Below are 18,553 nucleotides of genomic sequence, written 5' to 3' on the forward strand. Positions count from 1 at the left end.
CGGTATGATACGCAACTACATTAAGATCGCTTTCAGGAGCCTGCTTCGCCACAGGCTCTACAGTTTTATCAATGTGGGAGGCCTGGGGTTAAGTTTATTCTGCAGTTTACTGATCGGTTTCTGGGTCCATGATGAACTAAGCTATGATAAGTTCCACCACGATCCGGACAGAATTTACCGCGTCGTGAAGGACTTTGTTACCAGGGAGGGAAGTCGTACCCCGGATGCCACCACGCCGTCTGCTTTGGCTGCCGCATTACGAAAAGATCTCCCCGAAATAGCATCTGTGACCAGGATTTATCCCAACTGGAACCAGAAATTCCTGGTCCGGCAGCCAGATGCGCAGTTTTATGAAGAAGGTGTGTACCGTGTGGACAGCAGTTTTTTTGATGTATTTACATTTCCCTTTATTATTGGAAACAAGCAATCAGCATTTCAGACGCCCAAGTCGGTGGTGTTGACGGAAACGATGGCGCGAAAGTACTTCGGCTCGGAAAACCCGGTCGGAAAACGGCTGAACCTGCGAATTGACGGGGGAGATTTTACCGTCACAGGCGTCCTGAAAGATGTGCCGGGCAATTCCCATTTTCATTTTGATTTTCTGATCCCGCTGCGCCGACGGGATGTGAACCCTGATACAGATTGGGGATCGCATACTTTTTATACTTACGCCAAGTTGAAACCCAATACCAGTGTAGCAGGATTTACAGATAAGCTGCGCTTACTTGTCAGGAAATATCAACCAGAAAACCAGGATATTTTTTATGTCCAGGCACTGACCGACATCCACCTGAATTCGAAACTTAAATGGGAACTGGGTCAGAACAGCGACCGCTCCTATGTTCAGATACTTTCGTTTATCGGACTTTTTATCCTGATTATAGCCGGGATCAATTATGTCAACCTGGCAACGGCACGTTCCTCTCAACGCGCCCGTGAGGTAGGTGTCCGGAAAGTTGCCGGTGCTTTCAGGCAGTCTCTGATTGTCCAGTTCCTGGGAGAGTCTATGGTTGTATCGGTTCTGTCGGGCACCCTGGCCATAGGATTGGTCATGGCCGTATTGCCCTATTTTGGCGGGCTGGTTGGCAAAAATTTCACGGTGTGGAGTCGCCTGGGCTTGCAAACCTGTTTGACTGCCCTGGGGGTTACGCTGATCATCGGGTTATTGGCGGGAGTATACCCCGCCTTGTTTTTGTCCTCATTTGCGCCAGCGCAGGTATTGAAAAACCAGAAAATACCCGGCGCCCGCTTCTCACGGGTCCGGCAGGGGCTGGTAACTTTTCAGTTGTGGGCCTCCGTGCTTTTGATGATCGGGACCATTGTAGTAACCAGGCAAATCAGGTTTTTGAAAACAACGCCACTGGGGTTTGACAAAGAGCAGATTATTACATTGCCGAATATCGGGGGCTTGTCAAACCTGGATGCGCTCCGAAGTGAGTTGCTGGACTTAAAGCAGGTTGTGAAAGTAGGTGCGGCATCCGGGGTCTTTGGCGGGTCCAATTGGGCGAATGGAATGGCCTCAAAAGGTTCAGATCGGGCGATTGTGGTTAATTACATGATCGTTGACAATGATTTCCTGCAAACGCTGGATGTCCGCGTTAAGCAAGGACGTTTGTTTTCAACCAGGTTCCCCTCCGATTCGACTGCTTCATTGCTGATTAATGAAACCGCAGCGCGGCAGCTAAATCTGCACCACCCCCTGGGCACCATTGTCGATACGGATCAGATGGGGGATTACCGGACAGTAGTTGGTGTGGTCAAAGATTTTCATTTCTCATCGCTTCACAATCCCATCAAGCCTTTCGCCTTTGTGGTTGGGCGACGAAACCTGAGTAACCTTTTTATTAAAGTACGGGGAACTGACATGAAGGAATCCCTGACCGAAATAGAGAGAAAATGGAATGAGTTAGTACCACAACGACCGTTCACTTACTTTTTCCTGGACCAAAATTTTGCCGCCCTGCATCGTTCCGATGAGCGCTTTCAGCGGGTGGTTTCGGGCTTAACAGTTTTGGCGCTTTGCATAGCCGGCCTGGGGCTATTTGCACTGGCCAGTTTTACAACCGAAAGGCGAACCAAAGAAATCGGGGTCAGGAAAGTGCTGGGGGCTTCTGTGAGTGGCATAGTCCTGATGCTGCTGCGTGAATTCCTGAAATTGGTCTTGACCGCTGTTGTGGTTGCCTGCCCGGTTGCCTGGTATATTATGAATTACTGGCTTCAAAATTTTGCATATAAAATCAGCATGGAGTGGTGGTTCTTTGCACTGGCGGGTGGACTGACGATTATGATCGCCTTTTCCACCGTCTGTTTACAAAGTGTCAAAGCAGCCCTGGTGAATCCTGTAAAGTCGTTGCGCAGCGAGTAGGTCCATAACTCTAATTCTCTTAATTACACATTTATGAAAAACAACTTGATTTTAGCCCTTGCCCTGACTATTCTCGGGTGGAGTGCCGTTATGGCTCAACCTGGTCAACGCAAGATACCCCTCAATAGCCTCGATGGCTTATTGCCGGTTAAAGCCGAGGTGTCCGCAGAAAATTACCTGGGGAAACCCTGTATTCGTGTGGTCGATTCCGGTATGAGCACGAATGGCCTGGAAGTAGCCCGTGCCCAGATTAAGGATTTGCGTTTTCACAACGGCAGTATTGAACTGGAACTAGCTGCTAAACCGCTGTCTACTGCGGGGGAGTTAGCCCGGGGGTTTGTGGGCATCGCTTTCCGTATTGCCGACGACGAATCCAGATTCGAGTGTATCTATCTGCGCCCCGCCAATGGCCGGGCTGAGGAACAGGTTCGGCGAAACCACTCGGTGCAGTACTATTCGTATCCCGACTATCCCTGGTACCGATCCCGAAAAGAAACCCCGGGAAAATATGAGTCGTACGTAGACCTGGTGGCTGGCGAATGGACAAAGGTACGGATCGAGGTGCAAGGAGATAAAGCCCGGCTGTATGTAAACGGGGCTACCCACCCCACGCTAATCGTCAATGACCTGAAACACGGACCGGACCTTGCGGGTGCACTCGGGCTTTGGATTGGCTACGGCACTGATGCCCATTTTGCAAATTTGGTCGTCACTCCCAAAGACTAGCGCTATCGGCAGGTGCAACGTATCGGGGCATCCGGTGCCAGGTATGGGAGAAGCCAGCCCCTGAATTCCCTGGAGGTACAACTAAATTAACATCCTACACTGCATCGTACTGGCAGTTTCGAATAGCTTCAACTTATCTCTACGGAACAAAACTCAGCCTCTTACGTACGATTTACGTAAATTGTTGGAATAGCTGCTACAAATGAAAGTAATTGACCATTTAAATCTTTTGTAACTTAAAGTTAACTGATCATGAAATTCAAACTAATCTTATCCTTTCTGCTTTTCACCACTTGTTTTACTGCATTCAGCCAGGGAAAGCAAGCTGTAAATTCCCTAAGAAACGACATTAGCGTTACGGAAAAAGGCTTAATTAAGATATCCATCATGTATCCTTATGCCGGGGGCAAAACCTTCAATATGGAGTATTATGAAACGAAGCACATGCCCATGGTGGCCGGCTTCTTAGGGTCAAACCTGGTTAAATATACTATTGAAAAAGGCCTTTCCAGTGGTATTCCCAACCAACCTCTATCTTTTATGGCTATTGGCACATTCTATGTAAAAAGCTTAAGTGAATACCAGGCGGCGATCGCTCCAAACAGGGATGCGATTCGTGCAGATTTTGTAAACTATACCAATGTTGCTCCTGTCATCCTGGTGAGTGAAGTCGTAAAATAAAGCGAACCATTTCCGGGATGTGTTGCGGTCAAAACTCATTTTTGTACATAGCCTTTCCATCCAGGCTGTATAATTCCACCTTGTCCACCTCACACAACCCGTTTGAAATATAACCAAGGCCGGCCAGGTATTTGGTATCTGTAGTATATCTTGTTGAAAAAACCTCTTTACCATTTATTTTCACAACAGCCACCTTATTTTTTACTGTTATTTCTATATCTGTCCACTGGTTTACGTCAAAAGTTATGGGAAGTAAATCATTATCACTTCCTTTCTTTAATTGCTCCCCGAATGCGACGAACGCCTCGTGCGCACATCCTTTTGTTGTACATCTCATATTCATAAACGACCGCTGGCAATAGAGCTCTATTTCAATGTAAGGGCATAAGCTATTTCTTACTTCCTGCATTCGTACCCTGGTTTTATACCGGAAGTTATCGCCGGGTATATCCATCTGGCTGGGGAAGTACACGTAATGGTAGCGTTTGTCTTTGCTGACTTCAATATTATTCTCCTGCAATTGCTGTATGCGCAGGCCGAGGCTGCCATTATTATTGAAAGTATCCACTTTAATATACTGGGTGGTGTAATTGGCTATATTGTCAATAGCATAAAAAAACCAGCGGTCTGTGGGAATACTTACATCTGCCGTCTTGATGACAGCATCATTCGCTATGAGTTTTGCAATATGATAACCGGGTTCGTAGTAGATATCTGTTAGTGTGTAGGTTTTTTTGTAAATTCTTCTCTTACGGTTTTCATTCCAGGATTGCTGAATAAAAAAACTATCGGCCTGCACTTCATCAATATTATAGCTAAAAACCACAGAATTCGGAATATCGTTCGGGGTATTCTTCCGGAATGAAAAAGATGCCTTTTCTGCATTCTTCAGGGTTCCTTTTGTTGAGTGGAAAAAATAAAAGCTTCCCAGGATGATGATGACGACCGGTACAGACCAATATTTTATATTAAACCTCCGTTCCGGCTCTTTTGCTGATTCCTTCGCTGGCCCTTCGTCAATTTTGCCGGCTTTAAAATCCTGCCAGGTCTTGTAATCATAGTAATTGGCGATCGCATTTAAGGTGGCTACCTGGGGCAAGCGGGTGAATTCGCCATAAGCAAGCCGTTTTATGGTGGTTCCACTTATCAGGATGCCGGATTTTTGTGCTAGCTGCTCCCCGATATAATCAAAGTCACGTTGGGTCATCCTGGCGGGATCACTATATCCATTTTTATTAAAAATCTCTATTACACTAGCTTTTACCAATGCCTGTTCATTCATAGAACAATCTTAATACGGTCAAGATTAGTTTATACAAGTGGCCCGGATAACAGGCCCCTCCATTCTTATCAAGCTGCCCAAAATTCCCTGAAGGCACGTATTTATTCAGTTTTGGGGGCTTTTGCTGAGCTTTTGGCAGTGAATTTTTATGCCCGGTGACTTACTTGCATAACGTTTCAATGATGGCTTACAAATGATTTTAAAACTAAATAATTTAATATGAATAAACAAGCTTCCGCTTCGAAATTGCTGCGGGTGCTAACGATAGCGGCGCTGGGCTTTTATGAGAGCTCCTTGCCGGTAGTTGCGCAAGTCGTGGCGCCCGGTTGGAGCGCCCCTGCAACAACGATCGTGGTACCTGAGGAAAGGGAGTTTCAGAACGGCAATGTCCGTCTTTCCGGTACGCTTTACCTGCCGGGTGGGCCGGGGCCATTTCCCGCCATCATTGCATTCCATTCCGCCTCCTCGGCAACGCGGGATCTTCCGTTATATCAACATTTAAAGGACCTGCTGCCTGTCCTGGGTTATGCGGTGTTCATCTATGACAGGCGTGGCAGCGGCAAATCAACCGGCGAACGCGCAGGTACCGATTTTAATACGCTGGCTGACGACGGCCTGGCCGCGTTGCAAATGCTTGCCGCTGACAAGCGGATCAATGCGCGGAAAATCGGCTTTTGGGGGTTGAGCCAGGGAGGCTGGCTTTCAGTGCTCGCCGCATCCCGCTCTCCACAGGTTGCCTTTGCCATATCCATATCCGCTCCCCTGACAACGCCGGATGTGCAGATGAATTTTGCCGTAGAAAACATTCTGCGCGTTAAAGGTTTCCGCGACGAAGATATCCGGGCAGCAATCAGGACAAGAACAGCGGTAGATGATTTCATGCGTGGGCGGGGAGATCGCCGCGCTGTCGAACAAATGTTGGCGGATGCTGTTAAAAGGCCATGGTTTAAATATTCCTATATTTCGCCAATGCTGGACGATCCTGCCCATTCCCAGTGGGCGAAGGAGATCGCGCTCGATCCCGTCACAACGCTTGAGCGAGTCCGTTGCCCCATCCTTATATTGTTTGGAGCGGATGATCCCTGGGTACCGGTCAGGATTTCTGCAGCACTTCTCGGCAAAATGGCCGGCAGGAAAACAAACCTGGGCTATGCAGTTATCGCCGGCGCAAATCACGAAATGGCAACCACCGTGGCTCCTGAGGAAGAACTGGACCCTGCCAACGCCACCGCGTTTGCACCGGATGCTCCATCATACTTCGGTATCTTGGCAAAATGGTTGAGTAGTCTACATTCAAAATCATCATATCAAACCACTTTAAAATAATACTATATGAATATATGGATGAGCGCAGGCCGCATATTCTTTGCAATTGGGATAACAGGCATAGGAGTACTGCATTTTTTCTACCCGGGAATCAGGCCGATTATAATACCTGGATTAACAGGTATACCTTCCAGTTTATCTTTTATCCCTTATTTTATAGCTGTGCTGCTGATTGGTGCAGGGTCTTTAATTGTTATTGGTAAAAAATTCAATACCCTTTCATGGTTAATGGGCATCCTGTTTTTTTTACTGTTTCTATTTGGTCATTTCCCCAGGTTTTTATCAGCAGGGTCTTTTAATAACTATTGGGTGAATCTTAATAAAATTTTAGCATTGTCCGGGGGATTCCTGGTAGTATCAACCATGAATCCACCCAAACCCGAAAACAGGTTCATGAAATGGATTACCAGGACAGGACCTTTGGGTAAGTATTTATTTGCGATCATGCTGTATAATTTCGGAGTTGGCCATTTCAACAACCTGGAAGGAGTCAGCAATTTAGTGCCTAAGTATCTTCCCTTCCCGCAATTCTGGACTTTCCTGGGCGGTGTTGCACTCATGGGATCAGCGATAAGTATTTTCAGTAACTATAAAGTAAAACCAATTTTGCTGCTACTTGGGTTAAATTTATTTATCTGGTTGTTATCGTTACACCTTTATTACTCCATTTACTTTCCGCGGTGGCAGGAAGGAGAAAATTTTATTGGCTTCCTGACCTGTTTATCTTTTTGCGGCACTGCTTTGATCATATCCCAGACAGCATCCAAATAAGTGTTCCACATCCCATAAAAAAGTATGAATTTTGCAAATCATATCGATTTATGGCAAAAGCAACAGAATCACTTGAACAGTTCTACAAGGACAAGTATGGTGTCCTGTCCGGAGATTTCCAAAAGAACATTGGGCAGTTTAATGTCTTCAGGATTGAAGACAGGATCCGCTCCGGCACCAGTTCACCAACCTTTATCCGCAGGGATTTCTTTAAGATTATGCTTTTCCGGGGAGATAATGTTTTCCATTACGGCAACAAAAGTATTCCGATAAGCGGGAATACGTTGCTTTTCTTTCATCCCCTGGTACCGTATACTTATGATCCATTAACGTCCGATAGCTCCGGTTATTTCTGTGTGTTCAAGAATGAGTTTTTCCAGGAGAGCCTGCGCCTGGACTTAGGGGAGCTGCCTTTGTTCACTACAGGTTCACAGCCTGTCTTTTCCCTGGATGATGAAAGAACCCGCGAAGTGAAAAGCATTTTTGAAAAAATCATCAAAGAGTTTGATACGGATTACGTCTATAAATATGAGCTGATCAAAAATTATGTCAGCGAACTATTCTATTTAGCAATGAAGCTCCAGCCTGCAAACAACCCGCTTAAGCATGGAGATGGCGCTACCCGGATCACTTCCGTTTTTACGGAATTGCTGGAACGTCAATTCCCGATTGAATCGACCTCGCAGCGTTTTGAATTGCGTTTCCCGAAAGCTTTTGCAAAAAGGCTCTGTGTCCATGTAAATTATCTCAACCGCGCTATAAAGAAAACCACTGGACGTACCACTACCGATCTTATCTTCGAGCGTCTTACAGCAGAAGCCAAGGTCCTGCTAAGGCACACAGACTGGAGCATTGCCGAGATCAGCTACGTGCTGGGGTTTGAAGATCAGGCACACTTCAACAACTTTTTCAAGAAGCAGACCACTATGAATCCGTCTGATTTCAGACAGGTTTGAATTTGACAAATAATGGTTTATATGCAACAAAAATGAGAACTGCCTGCAAGGTAATTTTGCAAAAAAAGATTATGGGCAATTCAAAAGTTTGGTATATCACAGGGGCATCTAAGGGAATGGGCCTGTCCCTTACTAGGCAACTATTGGCAAAAGGCCAGCATGTTGCTGCAACTTCGAGATCAATTGCCGCGTTCAAAGCGTTTGAGGGGAACGGCGGCCGGTTTCTGCCATTGGAAGTAGACCTGGAAAGCGAGCAGTCCATCACAGCTTCTATTAAGAAAGTATATGAAAAATTTGGCCGTTTGGACGTAGTTGTAAATAACGCTGGCTACGGGTTAGGTGGTGCTTTAGAGGAACTTACCCCAGGGGAAATCGACAGAAATTTCCAGGTTAATTTCTTCGCTGTTGTACGCGTCGTTCAGCAGGCGTTACCCTATATGAGAAGGCAGCGCTCGGGCCATATCATCAATATTTCTTCGATTGCCGGCTTTGCACCTGGTAGTGGGTGGTCAATGTATTGCGCCGCCAAATTTGCGGTGAGCGGTCTAAGCGAAGCGTTGGCTCATGATCTAAAACCGTTGGGTATCCACGTGACGAATGTTATGCCAGGCTGGTTCAGGACCAGCTTTGCCAAAGCGGGCTCAATTGAATACAGCAGGATTCAAATTGAGGACTATGCCTATCTAAGGAAAAATCATGACAAGATGAACAGTATGGATGGCATGCAACCAGGCGACCCGGATAAGATTGCAGATGTATTCTTAAAGTTAGTCGCCAGCCCGAACCCTGCTACTGACCTGTTTCTTGGTAGTGATGCATTCAATCGCGCAAAAATAAAAATAGCGGAATTACAGGCTCAAATGGATACCTGGAAGGATATTTCCTTTTTAACTGATTTTACCTGATATAACCGTTGTTTGAAATTTCAAACTGCAGGATAATAAATTTTACCAGGGAACTACCCCTGTTTCAGGGTTAGTTTCCTCACTGAAAAACTTACCGGTAGGACCGTTCTGGTCAATCAATGCATACTTGACAATTCGACTTGCCGCAGTATCCACCGGGCCCCCATTGTTAAAGGTGAAATCAGTACTGGTATATCCCGGGCAAACTGCATTTACTTTGAAGCATGTATCACGCAGCTCGTAGGCCAAATGAACGGTATACATATTCAGCGCCGCCTTTGATGCTCCATAAACTGCATATTTTGCATAATTATACGCCGGCCAACCCGGATCACTTTGCAATGAAAGAGAGCCTACGCTGGTACTTACATTGACAATCCTCGGTTCATTTGATTTGCGTAACAGGTCAATAAACGCCTTCGTTACTCTTGCCACGCCGACTACATTGGTATCGAATGCGGCTATAAATTGTTCCGAAGTTGCATCCAGGGCGCTGTAAGGCGGTTGCCCTCCGTTAATGCCTGCATTATTAATGAGCACATCTAATACGTTCGTTTTCTCGCCGATTCCCTCGCGGGCCATCGTTACAGATTTCTCATCTGTCACATCCAACTGTACGGCTTCTGCGTGGGGGAGTCCTTCCGATTTTAATTTTTCAACTGCGCTCACGCCTTTTTTTAAATCACGACTTCCGATATAGACATAAAATCCTTTTTGCAATAGCTGTCTTGCAGTTTCGAAACCTATTCCTTTATTAGCGCCGGTGATGAATGCTTTCTTCATTGTTATTCTTTTTAATTAACGAAGCAAAATTGCATCATCCTAAAAGAAAACTATTTACCATTTGGTAAAAAAGCAGGTTTACCGAATGTTTTTTCTTATTCTGCTCAATGATTGCCGGGTAACACCCAGGTAAGAAGCAATGTACGCCAGCGGGACACGATTAATAAGCGACGGGTAGTTCTCCATAAATTCCATATAACGTGTAGTAGCATCTTGTGAAATGACCGGGCCTTTTCTTGACTTCTGGTACATACATATTTGTACCATCTTGTTTTTGATATTATCCCAGCCTGCAATAACTTGAGAAAGCTCCTCCCAATTTTTTCTTGAAAAGACGATAAGTTTACAGTCTGTACATGCCTGCAAATATTCCGAAGAGGAAGTATTGGCTTCAAAATTAATATAGTCAGCTACAAGGCTGTTTTCACTAATAAAACAACGTGTAATTTCCTCGCCTTTGTTATTGTAATAACAACCGCGAATAACACCTTCAACAATAAAACCGACCTGCTGGGGAATTCGCCCCGCTTCTGAAAAATATTCGCTTTTTTGAAGACTCCATTCAATCGCACTGCTTATAACAAGGTCGATTTGCTGTTTGTCCAGGTTCCCAAACTGGAGGATATAATCGATCAATTCTTTCATAGTGGCAATTTAGTAAAGTTAGATATATGGGCGTTCACTTCCACTGGAAGGAACCTTCTACCCGAAAGTTCCATATGTCAAAACCAGCAAAGATAACCTAACTATATCAGCCTTTTGCCATTGTAAATTTCCACCATATCCTTTGGGCGATCCATCTTAAAAATTTGAAGTAATTTAGCTGTATTGCCGCAATAAGGTTACGGCAAGGAAAGCGTTAGCGGCATTGTAAAAAAATCATACTCATGATTTATAATATTTTAAACGGCGACTCTCTTGCTTACAGTGTCCCAGACACCAAAATTGAAGGAGATGTAATAGTGGTTAGAGAAGGTCTTATAGATGGAGATTTGTCTGGCGACAATCTGCATGACTTTTGGCAATCAAGAGCAAAGTATATGGAATTAACTGAAACAGAATACCATAGGAATGTTGTAAAAGAGTTTGAAAAAATAAGGAATGCGCCTGATAATTCAGAATTTAATCTTTGGTTTGAGTATGACTTGTTTTGCCAGGTAAATATGTGGTTTGTTATTTCAATTATCAATAGTTTGCCAATAAAGAAAAAAGTTTTTGCTGTTTATACTTATTATTTAGACAAAACCAGTAAACAATTCTGGAATGGCTTTGGACCAGCAAATTCAGAGGAGCTTAAAGTTTGTTATGCGAATAAAATCCTTTTAAGCAAAGCCGACATAAATTTAGGGAGAGACTTGTGGGAAGCTTATAAAAATAATAATCTTGATGAGTTGGTAAATCTTTCAAAGAATCAATCTTCAGCATTTCCGTATTTACAAGAAGTCGTAAAGGCGCATGTGGACCGTTTTCCAAAAGATGGCACAAAGGGCAGACCTGAAAAAGTCATTGAAGACATCACAAAAAACATTTCCACTGACTTTCATAAAGTGTTCAAAGAATTCTGGGACAGAGAAAGCATTTATGGTTTTGGTGACAGCCAGTTAAAACAGCTTTATGACAAAGTAATGCGCAACCGCTAACAGCGCATTGGCAATATGGCGGGGTGATGGATGGTTTGTTATTATATCCAGGTGCAGGAAGAAAAAAGGGAGTATCTCCTTAAAAACCTGTATTAAATCGTTCGCCATTATTTGGGCGACCATGTAATTATATAACGTGGAAAAGGATTGGTCACCATCTCATTGGTACTTCCCCCCTTTTCATTGCAGCTACTTGCTCCGGTTTGAAAGCGGGCTGATACAGTTGTTCATCGAACTGATAACAACGGAAAAGTTCCGTAATAAAATGCATGCGATCAGTGAGGTCAGCCCAATCTTCGGCGCCGCTTTCTTTTAAGCTTTCAGGAGTTGTATCGATTTTTTCCATTAATTCAACCAGGTCTTTACACGAAAGGCTGCTTAAGACCTTAGGATAGGTACGCTGCAGATCTTTGGATAACAACAGGGTCTCATGTGGCAGGTTTAGTGTCATCAGACAGGCGGTGATCTGCTTTCTTACCAGGTGCTGCAGTTTCACTATTAATCTATCAATCGCAGCTTCCAGGCGGGATGTCTTTCCGGTAATTTTCAGATAGAGAAAACGTACCTGAGAGAGCCAGCTTCCGGGAGGGAATAAGAAGTCAACGACCTCTTTGCGAAAAGTCTCTTTTCCCGTAAAAGCAGCGTTAAGGGAATCCAGGATTTCGGGCTGTAACCTGGTTTGCTCGTGGAATCCGATCTCAAGGTTAGCCAGCAACAATTTTTCCAGGCGCAGTTGCTCATCGCGCTCAAAAAAGCCTGTATAGTAATTTGTGAAAGCTCTTTTTAGATATTGCTGCCCATCAGGCGGATCGCCGTCACGCATTTCCCGGCAAAATAAGTCACAGCGTTGTAAGTCAGGTTCAGCATTGTCGAAGCAGGTAGCAATGAACCGGGCAAATTCAAATCCTATTTCTTCAAATACCTTTTTATTTCCTTTAGCAACCGCTTCGCTTATCTTATCAACTACCCTGATAAACAGACTATTCTTTACCAGGGCATGAAGCCTGGTTCTAATGGAGGAGCCAATACCCATTTCCGCAGCCATTGCAATAAGTGCCTGAAATTCGCTCAACACCTCAATGTCCACCCGTGCTTCGAGTGTTCGTCGAAGATCCTCCTTCCGGATACTCTGTCCGGCCTGCTTGGACGCCCAAGTAGCGTAGGTGCACCAATTCGCCGCCGCCCCTGTACGGGACATGATAATCTGCGAGAGCTCGTAATAAGATTGTGTGATGAGTACATTGCGTAATACAGGATTATTAATCAGGGCTATCCTGCGGATATCTGCCATAGTTGGGGTGTGCATAATTTGCCTTTTATGGAGCAAAAATAATAAATGCACTTATTATTTTATACTTCAGCTCCAGGAGGGATATTCCAGGACTCATTCCGGACTTTTTGGTTCACAGTATGTAAAATTGCTAAAAAACAAAACGCTCCAAGTCTTTCAACTTGAAGCGCTTAAACTTCTGTGAACCCGCTGGGACTCGAACCCAGGGCCCATACATTAAAAGTGTATTGCTCTACCAACTGAGCTACGGATTCATCGCTTTTTGTTATAAAGCGGGTGCAAAAATAGCCATATTTTTATTCGAAACAAGTTTTTAACCAAAAAAGTTCCCCCTCTCCCCTCGCAGCCAGCCACAGCAAAGGATTCTACAGCCTCGTCCGTTCAGCCGTACGCCTCCGCCCGCCTCCGGATTTACATCGCACAATTACCCATCTCCCTCTCCGTTACCCCAATCGCTCACCGCCGCATCCCTGAAAATTACCTACACCTCCTCCACGTGTATAATTAAATTTCGCCATCCTCTCTTCCTTCGCCTATTTTTGCAGCGCAAAAAGTATATGCATGCATCAGCAATTTAAAGACCAGGTAGTGGTGATCACCGGCGGCACCTCCGGTATCGGTAAAGCCCTCGCCGGCGCATGGCTGCAGGCCGGCGCACAGGTAGCCGTTTGCGGCAGGAAACAGGAAACGCTCAGCGCCCTGCAGCAGGCCCCTGCCATGGCAGGCGTCTTTACCTATGTGGCAGACGTAAGCCGGGAGGCAGATTGTAAAGCCTTTATCGATGCCGTCCTGCAACAGTTCGGCAGGATAGACATCCTGGTCAATAATGCCGGCATCTCCATGCGCGCCCTGTTTAAGGAGGCCTCCGTGGACGTGCTCAAAACCCTGATGGACATTAATTTCTGGGGCACGGTATACTGCACCAAATATGCCCTGCCGGCCATACTGGCCGCCAAAGGCACCATTGCAGGCATCTCCTCCATCGCCGGCTACCGCGGACTGCCGGGCCGTACCGGCTACTCCGCCTCCAAATTTGCCATGCAGGGCTTCCTGGAAGCCCTCCGCACGGAAAATCTGCATACAGGCGTCAACGTAATGTGGATATGCCCCGGCTTTACGGCCTCGAATATACGTAACACAGCCCTCAACCAGCGCGGGCAGGTACAGGGCGAAACGCCCCTGGAAGAAGGCCGCCTCATGACTGCCGAAGCAGTAGCACAGGCTACCCTGCGGGCAATAGCCAGGCGCAAACGCACGCTGGTGCTCACTTCCCAGGGTAAGCTCACCGTATGGCTCAGCAGGCTCCTGCCCGGCGTACTGGATGGCCTCGTATATAATCACTTCAAAAAAGAGCCGGGATCGCCGCTGCAATAAGCGCCCGGCGCCCGGCTTTCAGCAACAGGATTTTTACATACCAGCAGCTAAAAGCCAACCGCTAATAGCTATTTTTTGCCTTTCTTTGCACATAGTTTGGTAAGCCCCCGGCCTGGTTGTCATTATAGATCCGGGGTTTGGGATTTGGAATCTGGAATTTGGGATTTAATCATACATGTCCATTATTACGCTCACATCAGATATTGGTTATCAGGACTACCTGGTTGGCGCCATCAAAGGCCAGCTATGGCAGGACTGTCCCGGTTGCCATGTAGCGGACATCAGCCACCACATCTCCCCTTTCAACCTCCCGCAGGCCACCTACATCTGTAAAAGCGCGTTTGCCTGGTACCCGCCCGGCGCCTTTCACATGGTGCTCATCAACCTGTTTGACCGCAAAGCCAGCCACCTGCTGCTGGCTCAATGGCAGGGCCAGTATATCGCCTGCGCCGATAACGGGCTTATTACCATGATCACCGGCGCGCAGGCCGTCCCGGTCGTTAAGCTGCTCCTGGAAGAAGGCCAGCCCCGCAACACCTTCACCATCATCCGCCGCTTTGCGCAGGCCTATAAAGCCCTGCAGAACGGCCAGCCCTGGGAGCAGCTCGGCGAACCCGCCACGGACATCGTAGTGAAGAACAACCTCCAGCCCCTTACCGGCGCCGACTATATCGAAGGCCAGATCATCCATATCGATAACTTCGAGAATGTGGTGGTCAACATTACCCGCGAACAGTTTGAAGCGCAGCGCGGCCAGCGGAAATTCAGGATCTATTTCCGCCGGGATGAGGTCATCAGCCAGCTCTCCGAAACCTATGCCGATGTGGCCGAAGGCCAGAAGCTGGCCCTCTTCAACGCCGCCGGCTACCTGGAGATCGCTATCAACAAAGGCAATGCCGCCGGCCTCTTCGGCCTCCGCAGCTTCAGCCGCGACCAGCTCACCCAGCCCGCCGGCTACCAGCACCTCTCCTTCTACCAGACCGTCCGCATCATCTTTGAATAAGCGGGCCCCTCCTATAAACAAAAAGATATTATATAAAAAGTTAAAACAGTTTCACTAAATAGCATAATTTGCTACTTTTTCTATTTTTGTCGGACTTTCAAACCGCCCTGTAAAACCCGGCGGCGGAAAAGGCCATTAAAGGAAACAGAAAACCAATTACGAAATAAATATTATTAACAGATGGATTTTAAAAGGACGAACAACATTGTAGGCTGGCTCGTTTGTATTATTGCCTGCACTGTTTACATTATGACCATGGAAGCTACCGGCAGCTTGTGGGACTGCGGTGAGTTCATCTCCAGCGCCTATAAGGTGCAGGTGCCGCACCCCCCCGGCGCTCCGCTGTTCGTGCTGCTTGGCAGGCTGTTCACCATGTTCCTCAAGCCCTCCCAGGCCGCCCTTGGCGTAAACCTGATGTCCGCCCTGTCCAGCGGATTTACGATCCTCTTCCTCTTCTGGACCATCACCCACTTTGCGCGCCGCCTTATGGTGCAGCCGGGTGAGGCCATCAGCCGGGAGAAAATGATCGCCATCATGGGCGCCGGCGTAGTGGGAGCCCTGGCCTACACGTTCTCCGATTCCTTCTGGTTCTCCGCTGTGGAAGGCGAGGTATACGCCATGTCCTCCCTGTTCACCGCCATCGTTTTCTGGGCCATCCTCAAATGGGAGCATGAGGCGGACGAGCCCTATGCCGACCGCTGGATCGTGTTCATCGCCTTCATGATGGGCCTCTCCATCGGTGTGCACCTGCTCAACCTCCTGACCATACCGGCCATCGTAATGGTATATTATTTCAAACGCTATAAAGTAACCTCCTGGGGCGCCTTCTGGGCCTTCCTGGTAGGTTGTATCATCACAGGCCTGCTGCAGAAGTTCATCATCCAGGATACCGTCAAGGCATCCGGTTACATGGATGTGTTCTTTGTAAATACCCTGGGCCTGCCCTTCTTTACCGGTTTCGCCTTCTACTTCATCGTGATCGTGGCCCTGCTGCTGTACGGCTACCGCAAGCCGCAGTTCGGCTGGTACGCCCCGCTGATCCTGATCGCCTCCGTGATCATTATCCCGGCCTTTAATGCCGCAGACGGCGGAGGAATGATATTCGTGAAGCTGCTGCTGGCCGCCGCCGTGCTGCTGATCCCCTACTTCCTGAAGCTGCTGGGCGTGAAAACGAACGTGGCCGCTACCGCGCACTTCAGCCGCCTTACCATTTCATGCATCCTTTTCCTGTTGCTGGGCTACTCCACCTACATCACCACCATGGTGCGCTCTACCGCCAACCCTTCCGTGGATATGTACAACGTGGACAATCCCATCTCCCTGGTAGGTTACCTGGGACGTGAGCAGTACGGCGATTTCCCCCTGCTCTACGGCCAGGTGTTCACCGCCCGCCCGGTAGAGTACAAGGAAACCGGCAATGTATATGCCCGTGGCAAGGACAAATACGAGATAGCCGGCAAAAAAGTAGTGCCGGTATACGCCGCAGAAGATAAAATGCTCTTCCCCCGCGTATGGGACGCCAGCAATGACCAGGGCCACGCGGATTACTACCGCAGCTTCCTGGGCCTGCAGCCCGGCGAGAAGCCCAACTTTGCGGACAATATCAAGTTCTTCCTGGGCTACCAGGTGAACTTCATGTACTTCCGTTACTTCATGTGGAACTTCTCCGGCCGCCAGAACGATACCCAGGGCTATGGCAACCCGCGCGACGGCAACTGGATATCCGGCATTCCTTTCCTGGATAATTTCCTCTATGGCGATCAGTCCATGATGCCCGACAGCCTGAAAGAGAACAAGGCCCATAACCGCCTGTTCCTCCTGCCGCTCATACTCGGCATCTTCGGCCTCATATTTCATTATAACCGCCACCGCAAGGACTTTCTTATTGTAGGCCTGCTGTTCTTCTTCACCGGCTTTGCCATCGTGATGTACCTGAACCAGGCCGGCAACCAGCCCCGCGAACGTGACTACGCCTACGTGGGCTCCTTCTACGCATTCGCCGTCTGGATCGGGCTGGGCGTGCTTTCTGTTTTCGAGTTCCTGAAAAAGAAGCTCAAACAGTCCGGTATCGCCGCTCCCCTGGCAGCCGCCGTCTGCCTGCTGGCAGTGCCCGTGCTCATGGGCGCCCAGGAATGGGATGACCATGACCGCTCTACCAAGACCATTGCCCGCGACGTAGCCAGGGATTACCTGGAGTCCTGCGCGCCTAATGCCATTCTCTTTACAGTAGGCGATAACGATACCTACCCCCTCTGGTACGCACAGGAAGTGGAAGGTATCCGCCCGGACGTGCGGGTGATCAACCTCAGCCTGCTGGGCGTGGACTGGTACATTGACCAGCAGCGCCAGAAAGTGAACCAGAGCGATCCGGTGCCCATGACCTGGAGCCCGGACAAATACCGCGGCGAAAACCGCAACTACATCCGCTTCTATGATGCCGGCGTGTTCCCGCAGGATAAATTCTATAACCTGAAGGAAGTAATGGGCTTTATGGCCTCCGACGATCCCCGCGCCAGGCTCACCACCACAGACGGTACCCAGGAGAACTTCCTGCCCACGCAGAAACTGTTCATCCCTGTGAATGTGGCCGGAGTGATCAAAAGCGGTGTGGTGGACATCAAGGACAGCTCCAGGATATTGCCGCAGCTACCCTTCCAGATCAACAAGAACTACCTGCTCAAGAACGACCTGGCAGTGTATGATATCATTGCGGCCAACGAATGGAAAAGGCCCATCTATTTCACCAGCCCCACAGACCTGGGACTGAACGATTACCTCCGTATGGACGGCCTCACCTACCGCCTGGTGCCCCTGCGCAAGGAGCCGAGCAACGATATGCTGGGCGCCGACTTTAACGTGAACGCACCGGTGATGTACAACAACCTGATGACGAAGTTCACCTTCGGTGGCGCACAGGTGGAAGGCACCTATTTTGACGAGCCAAACCGCAAGCTGCTGCAGTATCTCCGCAATTCCTACACCCGCCTGGGCACCGTGCTGGCGCAGCGCAACCAGAAGGATTCCGCCCTGGCCGTGCTCAACAAAGCGGACAAAGGCCTGCTGGACAGCAACTTCCCCTACGCCATGACATCGCCCAACAACATGCATAACTACAGCTCGCTGCAGACCGCCTATGCCTACTACCTGGCCGGCGATAGCAAAAAAGCGAACGAGATCGCCGGTAAGATATCCCGCGATTGCCAGCAGCAGTTGGAGTACTACCGCTCCCTGCCGGCCTCCAAGCTCACCAACGATCTGCAGCGCGACGGGCAGATGGCGGAACAGTTCCTGTCCCTGCTGCAACGCATGAAGGAAGACTTTGGCGGTGCGCCTGCGAAACCGGGTGAACTGCCCGGCAACATGAATACCGGGGCAGACTCCCCGCAGCAAAACGCGGATTCAGGTAAATAATTAAGTTAGTAATGAAACCGACCGCTTAAAAGACGTATA

The 18,553-nt window shown here is 48.1% G+C and carries 15 protein-coding genes and 1 tRNA gene; 11 read left to right on the forward strand and 5 right to left on the reverse strand.

The annotated features are described in order from the left end of the window. The first annotated feature begins 4 nt into the window (after window positions 1–4). The 3 genes from LX66_RS20345 to LX66_RS20355 all read left to right on the forward strand — a co-directional run bounded on the left by LX66_RS20345 (window position 5) and on the right by LX66_RS20355 (window position 3,772). Complete coding sequence (locus LX66_RS20345; RefSeq protein WP_158642692.1) at window positions 5–2,365, forward strand: ABC transporter permease; 2,361 nt, start codon at window positions 5–7, stop codon at window positions 2,363–2,365. Window positions 2,366–2,398: 33 nt separating this feature from the next. Next, complete coding sequence (locus LX66_RS20350) at window positions 2,399–3,091, forward strand: hypothetical protein (RefSeq protein ID WP_145716973.1); 693 nt, start codon at window positions 2,399–2,401, stop codon at window positions 3,089–3,091. Between the two features lie 252 nt (window positions 3,092–3,343). After that, on the forward strand, window positions 3,344–3,772 hold the full coding sequence (locus LX66_RS20355; RefSeq protein ID WP_145716974.1) for an EthD family reductase: 429 nt from the start codon (window positions 3,344–3,346) through the stop codon (window positions 3,770–3,772). Window positions 3,773–3,800: 28 nt separating this feature from the next. Here LX66_RS20355 and LX66_RS20360 read toward each other — a convergent pair whose 3' ends face one another. Further along, window positions 3,801–5,054, reverse strand: a complete 1,254-nt coding sequence (locus tag LX66_RS20360; RefSeq protein ID WP_145716976.1) for a hypothetical protein — start codon at window positions 5,052–5,054, stop codon at window positions 3,801–3,803. Window positions 5,055–5,273: 219 nt separating this feature from the next. On the opposite strand from LX66_RS20360, the gene LX66_RS20365 reads away from it, so the two are divergent. From LX66_RS20365 to LX66_RS20380, 4 genes are read left to right on the forward strand one after another with little or no spacing between them, the layout of a single operon-like run. Further along, window positions 5,274–6,380 carry an alpha/beta hydrolase family protein gene (locus LX66_RS20365; RefSeq protein ID WP_145716977.1) on the forward strand — a complete coding sequence of 369 codons (1,107 nt, stop codon included), beginning with the start codon at window positions 5,274–5,276 and terminating at the stop codon, window positions 6,378–6,380. Between the two features lie 6 nt (window positions 6,381–6,386). Next, window positions 6,387–7,151, forward strand: a complete 765-nt coding sequence (locus LX66_RS20370; protein WP_145716979.1) for a hypothetical protein — start codon at window positions 6,387–6,389, stop codon at window positions 7,149–7,151. Between the two features lie 50 nt (window positions 7,152–7,201). Beyond that, the gene (locus LX66_RS20375) at window positions 7,202–8,107 is read left to right on the forward strand and encodes an AraC family transcriptional regulator (protein ID WP_145716981.1); all 906 of its coding nucleotides are present in this window, start codon (window positions 7,202–7,204) and stop codon (window positions 8,105–8,107) included. 32 nt (window positions 8,108–8,139) lie between these two features. Continuing rightward, a complete protein-coding gene (locus tag LX66_RS20380) occupies window positions 8,140–9,012 on the forward strand; it encodes an SDR family NAD(P)-dependent oxidoreductase (protein WP_244620471.1) in 873 nt (290 codons plus the stop codon). 42 nt (window positions 9,013–9,054) lie between these two features. Here LX66_RS20380 and LX66_RS20385 read toward each other — a convergent pair whose 3' ends face one another. Then, the gene (locus tag LX66_RS20385; protein WP_145716983.1) at window positions 9,055–9,795 is read right to left on the reverse strand and encodes an SDR family oxidoreductase; all 741 of its coding nucleotides are present in this window, start codon (window positions 9,793–9,795) and stop codon (window positions 9,055–9,057) included. Between the two features lie 78 nt (window positions 9,796–9,873). Next, the gene (locus LX66_RS20390; protein ID WP_145716985.1) at window positions 9,874–10,440 is read right to left on the reverse strand and encodes a Crp/Fnr family transcriptional regulator; all 567 of its coding nucleotides are present in this window, start codon (window positions 10,438–10,440) and stop codon (window positions 9,874–9,876) included. Window positions 10,441–10,682: 242 nt separating this feature from the next. On the opposite strand from LX66_RS20390, the gene LX66_RS20395 reads away from it, so the two are divergent. Continuing rightward, window positions 10,683–11,435: a DUF1835 domain-containing protein gene (locus LX66_RS20395; protein WP_145716987.1), complete on the forward strand. Its 753-nt coding sequence runs from the start codon at window positions 10,683–10,685 to the stop codon at window positions 11,433–11,435. Between the two features lie 151 nt (window positions 11,436–11,586). Here LX66_RS20395 and LX66_RS20400 read toward each other — a convergent pair whose 3' ends face one another. Next, entirely contained in the window at window positions 11,587–12,741 is a 1,155-nt protein-coding gene (locus tag LX66_RS20400) for a hypothetical protein (RefSeq protein WP_158642693.1), read from the reverse strand. Between the two features lie 166 nt (window positions 12,742–12,907). Beyond that, window positions 12,908–12,980, reverse strand: a tRNA-Lys gene (locus tag LX66_RS20405). Between the two features lie 307 nt (window positions 12,981–13,287). On the opposite strand from LX66_RS20405, the gene LX66_RS20410 reads away from it, so the two are divergent. The 3 genes from LX66_RS20410 to LX66_RS20420 all read left to right on the forward strand — a co-directional run bounded on the left by LX66_RS20410 (window position 13,288) and on the right by LX66_RS20420 (window position 18,514). After that, the gene (locus LX66_RS20410) at window positions 13,288–14,100 is read left to right on the forward strand and encodes an SDR family oxidoreductase (RefSeq protein ID WP_145716991.1); all 813 of its coding nucleotides are present in this window, start codon (window positions 13,288–13,290) and stop codon (window positions 14,098–14,100) included. 175 nt (window positions 14,101–14,275) lie between these two features. Beyond that, window positions 14,276–15,103 carry an SAM hydrolase/SAM-dependent halogenase family protein gene (locus LX66_RS20415; RefSeq protein ID WP_145716993.1) on the forward strand — a complete coding sequence of 276 codons (828 nt, stop codon included), beginning with the start codon at window positions 14,276–14,278 and terminating at the stop codon, window positions 15,101–15,103. 180 nt (window positions 15,104–15,283) lie between these two features. Continuing rightward, window positions 15,284–18,514 (forward strand): glycosyltransferase family 117 protein, encoded by a 3,231-nt coding sequence (locus LX66_RS20420; protein ID WP_145716995.1) that lies wholly within the window; start codon window positions 15,284–15,286, stop codon window positions 18,512–18,514. Window positions 18,515–18,553: the final 39 nt, after the last annotated feature.

The sequence above is a fragment of the Chitinophaga japonensis genome, from assembly GCF_007830125.1.
Taxonomy (GTDB): Bacteria; Bacteroidota; Bacteroidia; order Chitinophagales; family Chitinophagaceae; genus Chitinophaga; species Chitinophaga japonensis.

Bases quoted from the DNA above. Each gene is read 5' to 3' on its own strand.
- LX66_RS20420 (WP_145716995.1), top strand. From the start codon at position 15,284: ATGGATTTTAAAAGGACGAACAACATTGTAGGCTGGCTCGTTTGTATT.
- LX66_RS20400 (WP_158642693.1), bottom strand. From the start codon at position 12,741: ATGCACACCCCAACTATGGCAGATATCCGCAGGATAGCCCTGATTAAT.
- LX66_RS20380 (WP_244620471.1), top strand. From the start codon at position 8,140: ATGAGAACTGCCTGCAAGGTAATTTTGCAAAAAAAGATTATGGGCAAT.
- LX66_RS20370 (WP_145716979.1), top strand. From the start codon at position 6,387: ATGAATATATGGATGAGCGCAGGCCGCATATTCTTTGCAATTGGGATA.
- LX66_RS20355 (WP_145716974.1), top strand. From the start codon at position 3,344: ATGAAATTCAAACTAATCTTATCCTTTCTGCTTTTCACCACTTGTTTT.
- LX66_RS20345 (WP_158642692.1), top strand. From the start codon at position 5: ATGATACGCAACTACATTAAGATCGCTTTCAGGAGCCTGCTTCGCCAC.
- LX66_RS20375 (WP_145716981.1), top strand. From the start codon at position 7,202: ATGGCAAAAGCAACAGAATCACTTGAACAGTTCTACAAGGACAAGTAT.
- LX66_RS20360 (WP_145716976.1), bottom strand. From the start codon at position 5,054: ATGAATGAACAGGCATTGGTAAAAGCTAGTGTAATAGAGATTTTTAAT.
- LX66_RS20410 (WP_145716991.1), top strand. From the start codon at position 13,288: ATGCATCAGCAATTTAAAGACCAGGTAGTGGTGATCACCGGCGGCACC.
- LX66_RS20385 (WP_145716983.1), bottom strand. From the start codon at position 9,795: ATGAAGAAAGCATTCATCACCGGCGCTAATAAAGGAATAGGTTTCGAA.
- LX66_RS20390 (WP_145716985.1), bottom strand. From the start codon at position 10,440: ATGAAAGAATTGATCGATTATATCCTCCAGTTTGGGAACCTGGACAAA.
- LX66_RS20395 (WP_145716987.1), top strand. From the start codon at position 10,683: ATGATTTATAATATTTTAAACGGCGACTCTCTTGCTTACAGTGTCCCA.
- LX66_RS20350 (WP_145716973.1), top strand. From the start codon at position 2,399: ATGAAAAACAACTTGATTTTAGCCCTTGCCCTGACTATTCTCGGGTGG.
- LX66_RS20415 (WP_145716993.1), top strand. From the start codon at position 14,276: ATGTCCATTATTACGCTCACATCAGATATTGGTTATCAGGACTACCTG.
- LX66_RS20365 (WP_145716977.1), top strand. From the start codon at position 5,274: ATGAATAAACAAGCTTCCGCTTCGAAATTGCTGCGGGTGCTAACGATA.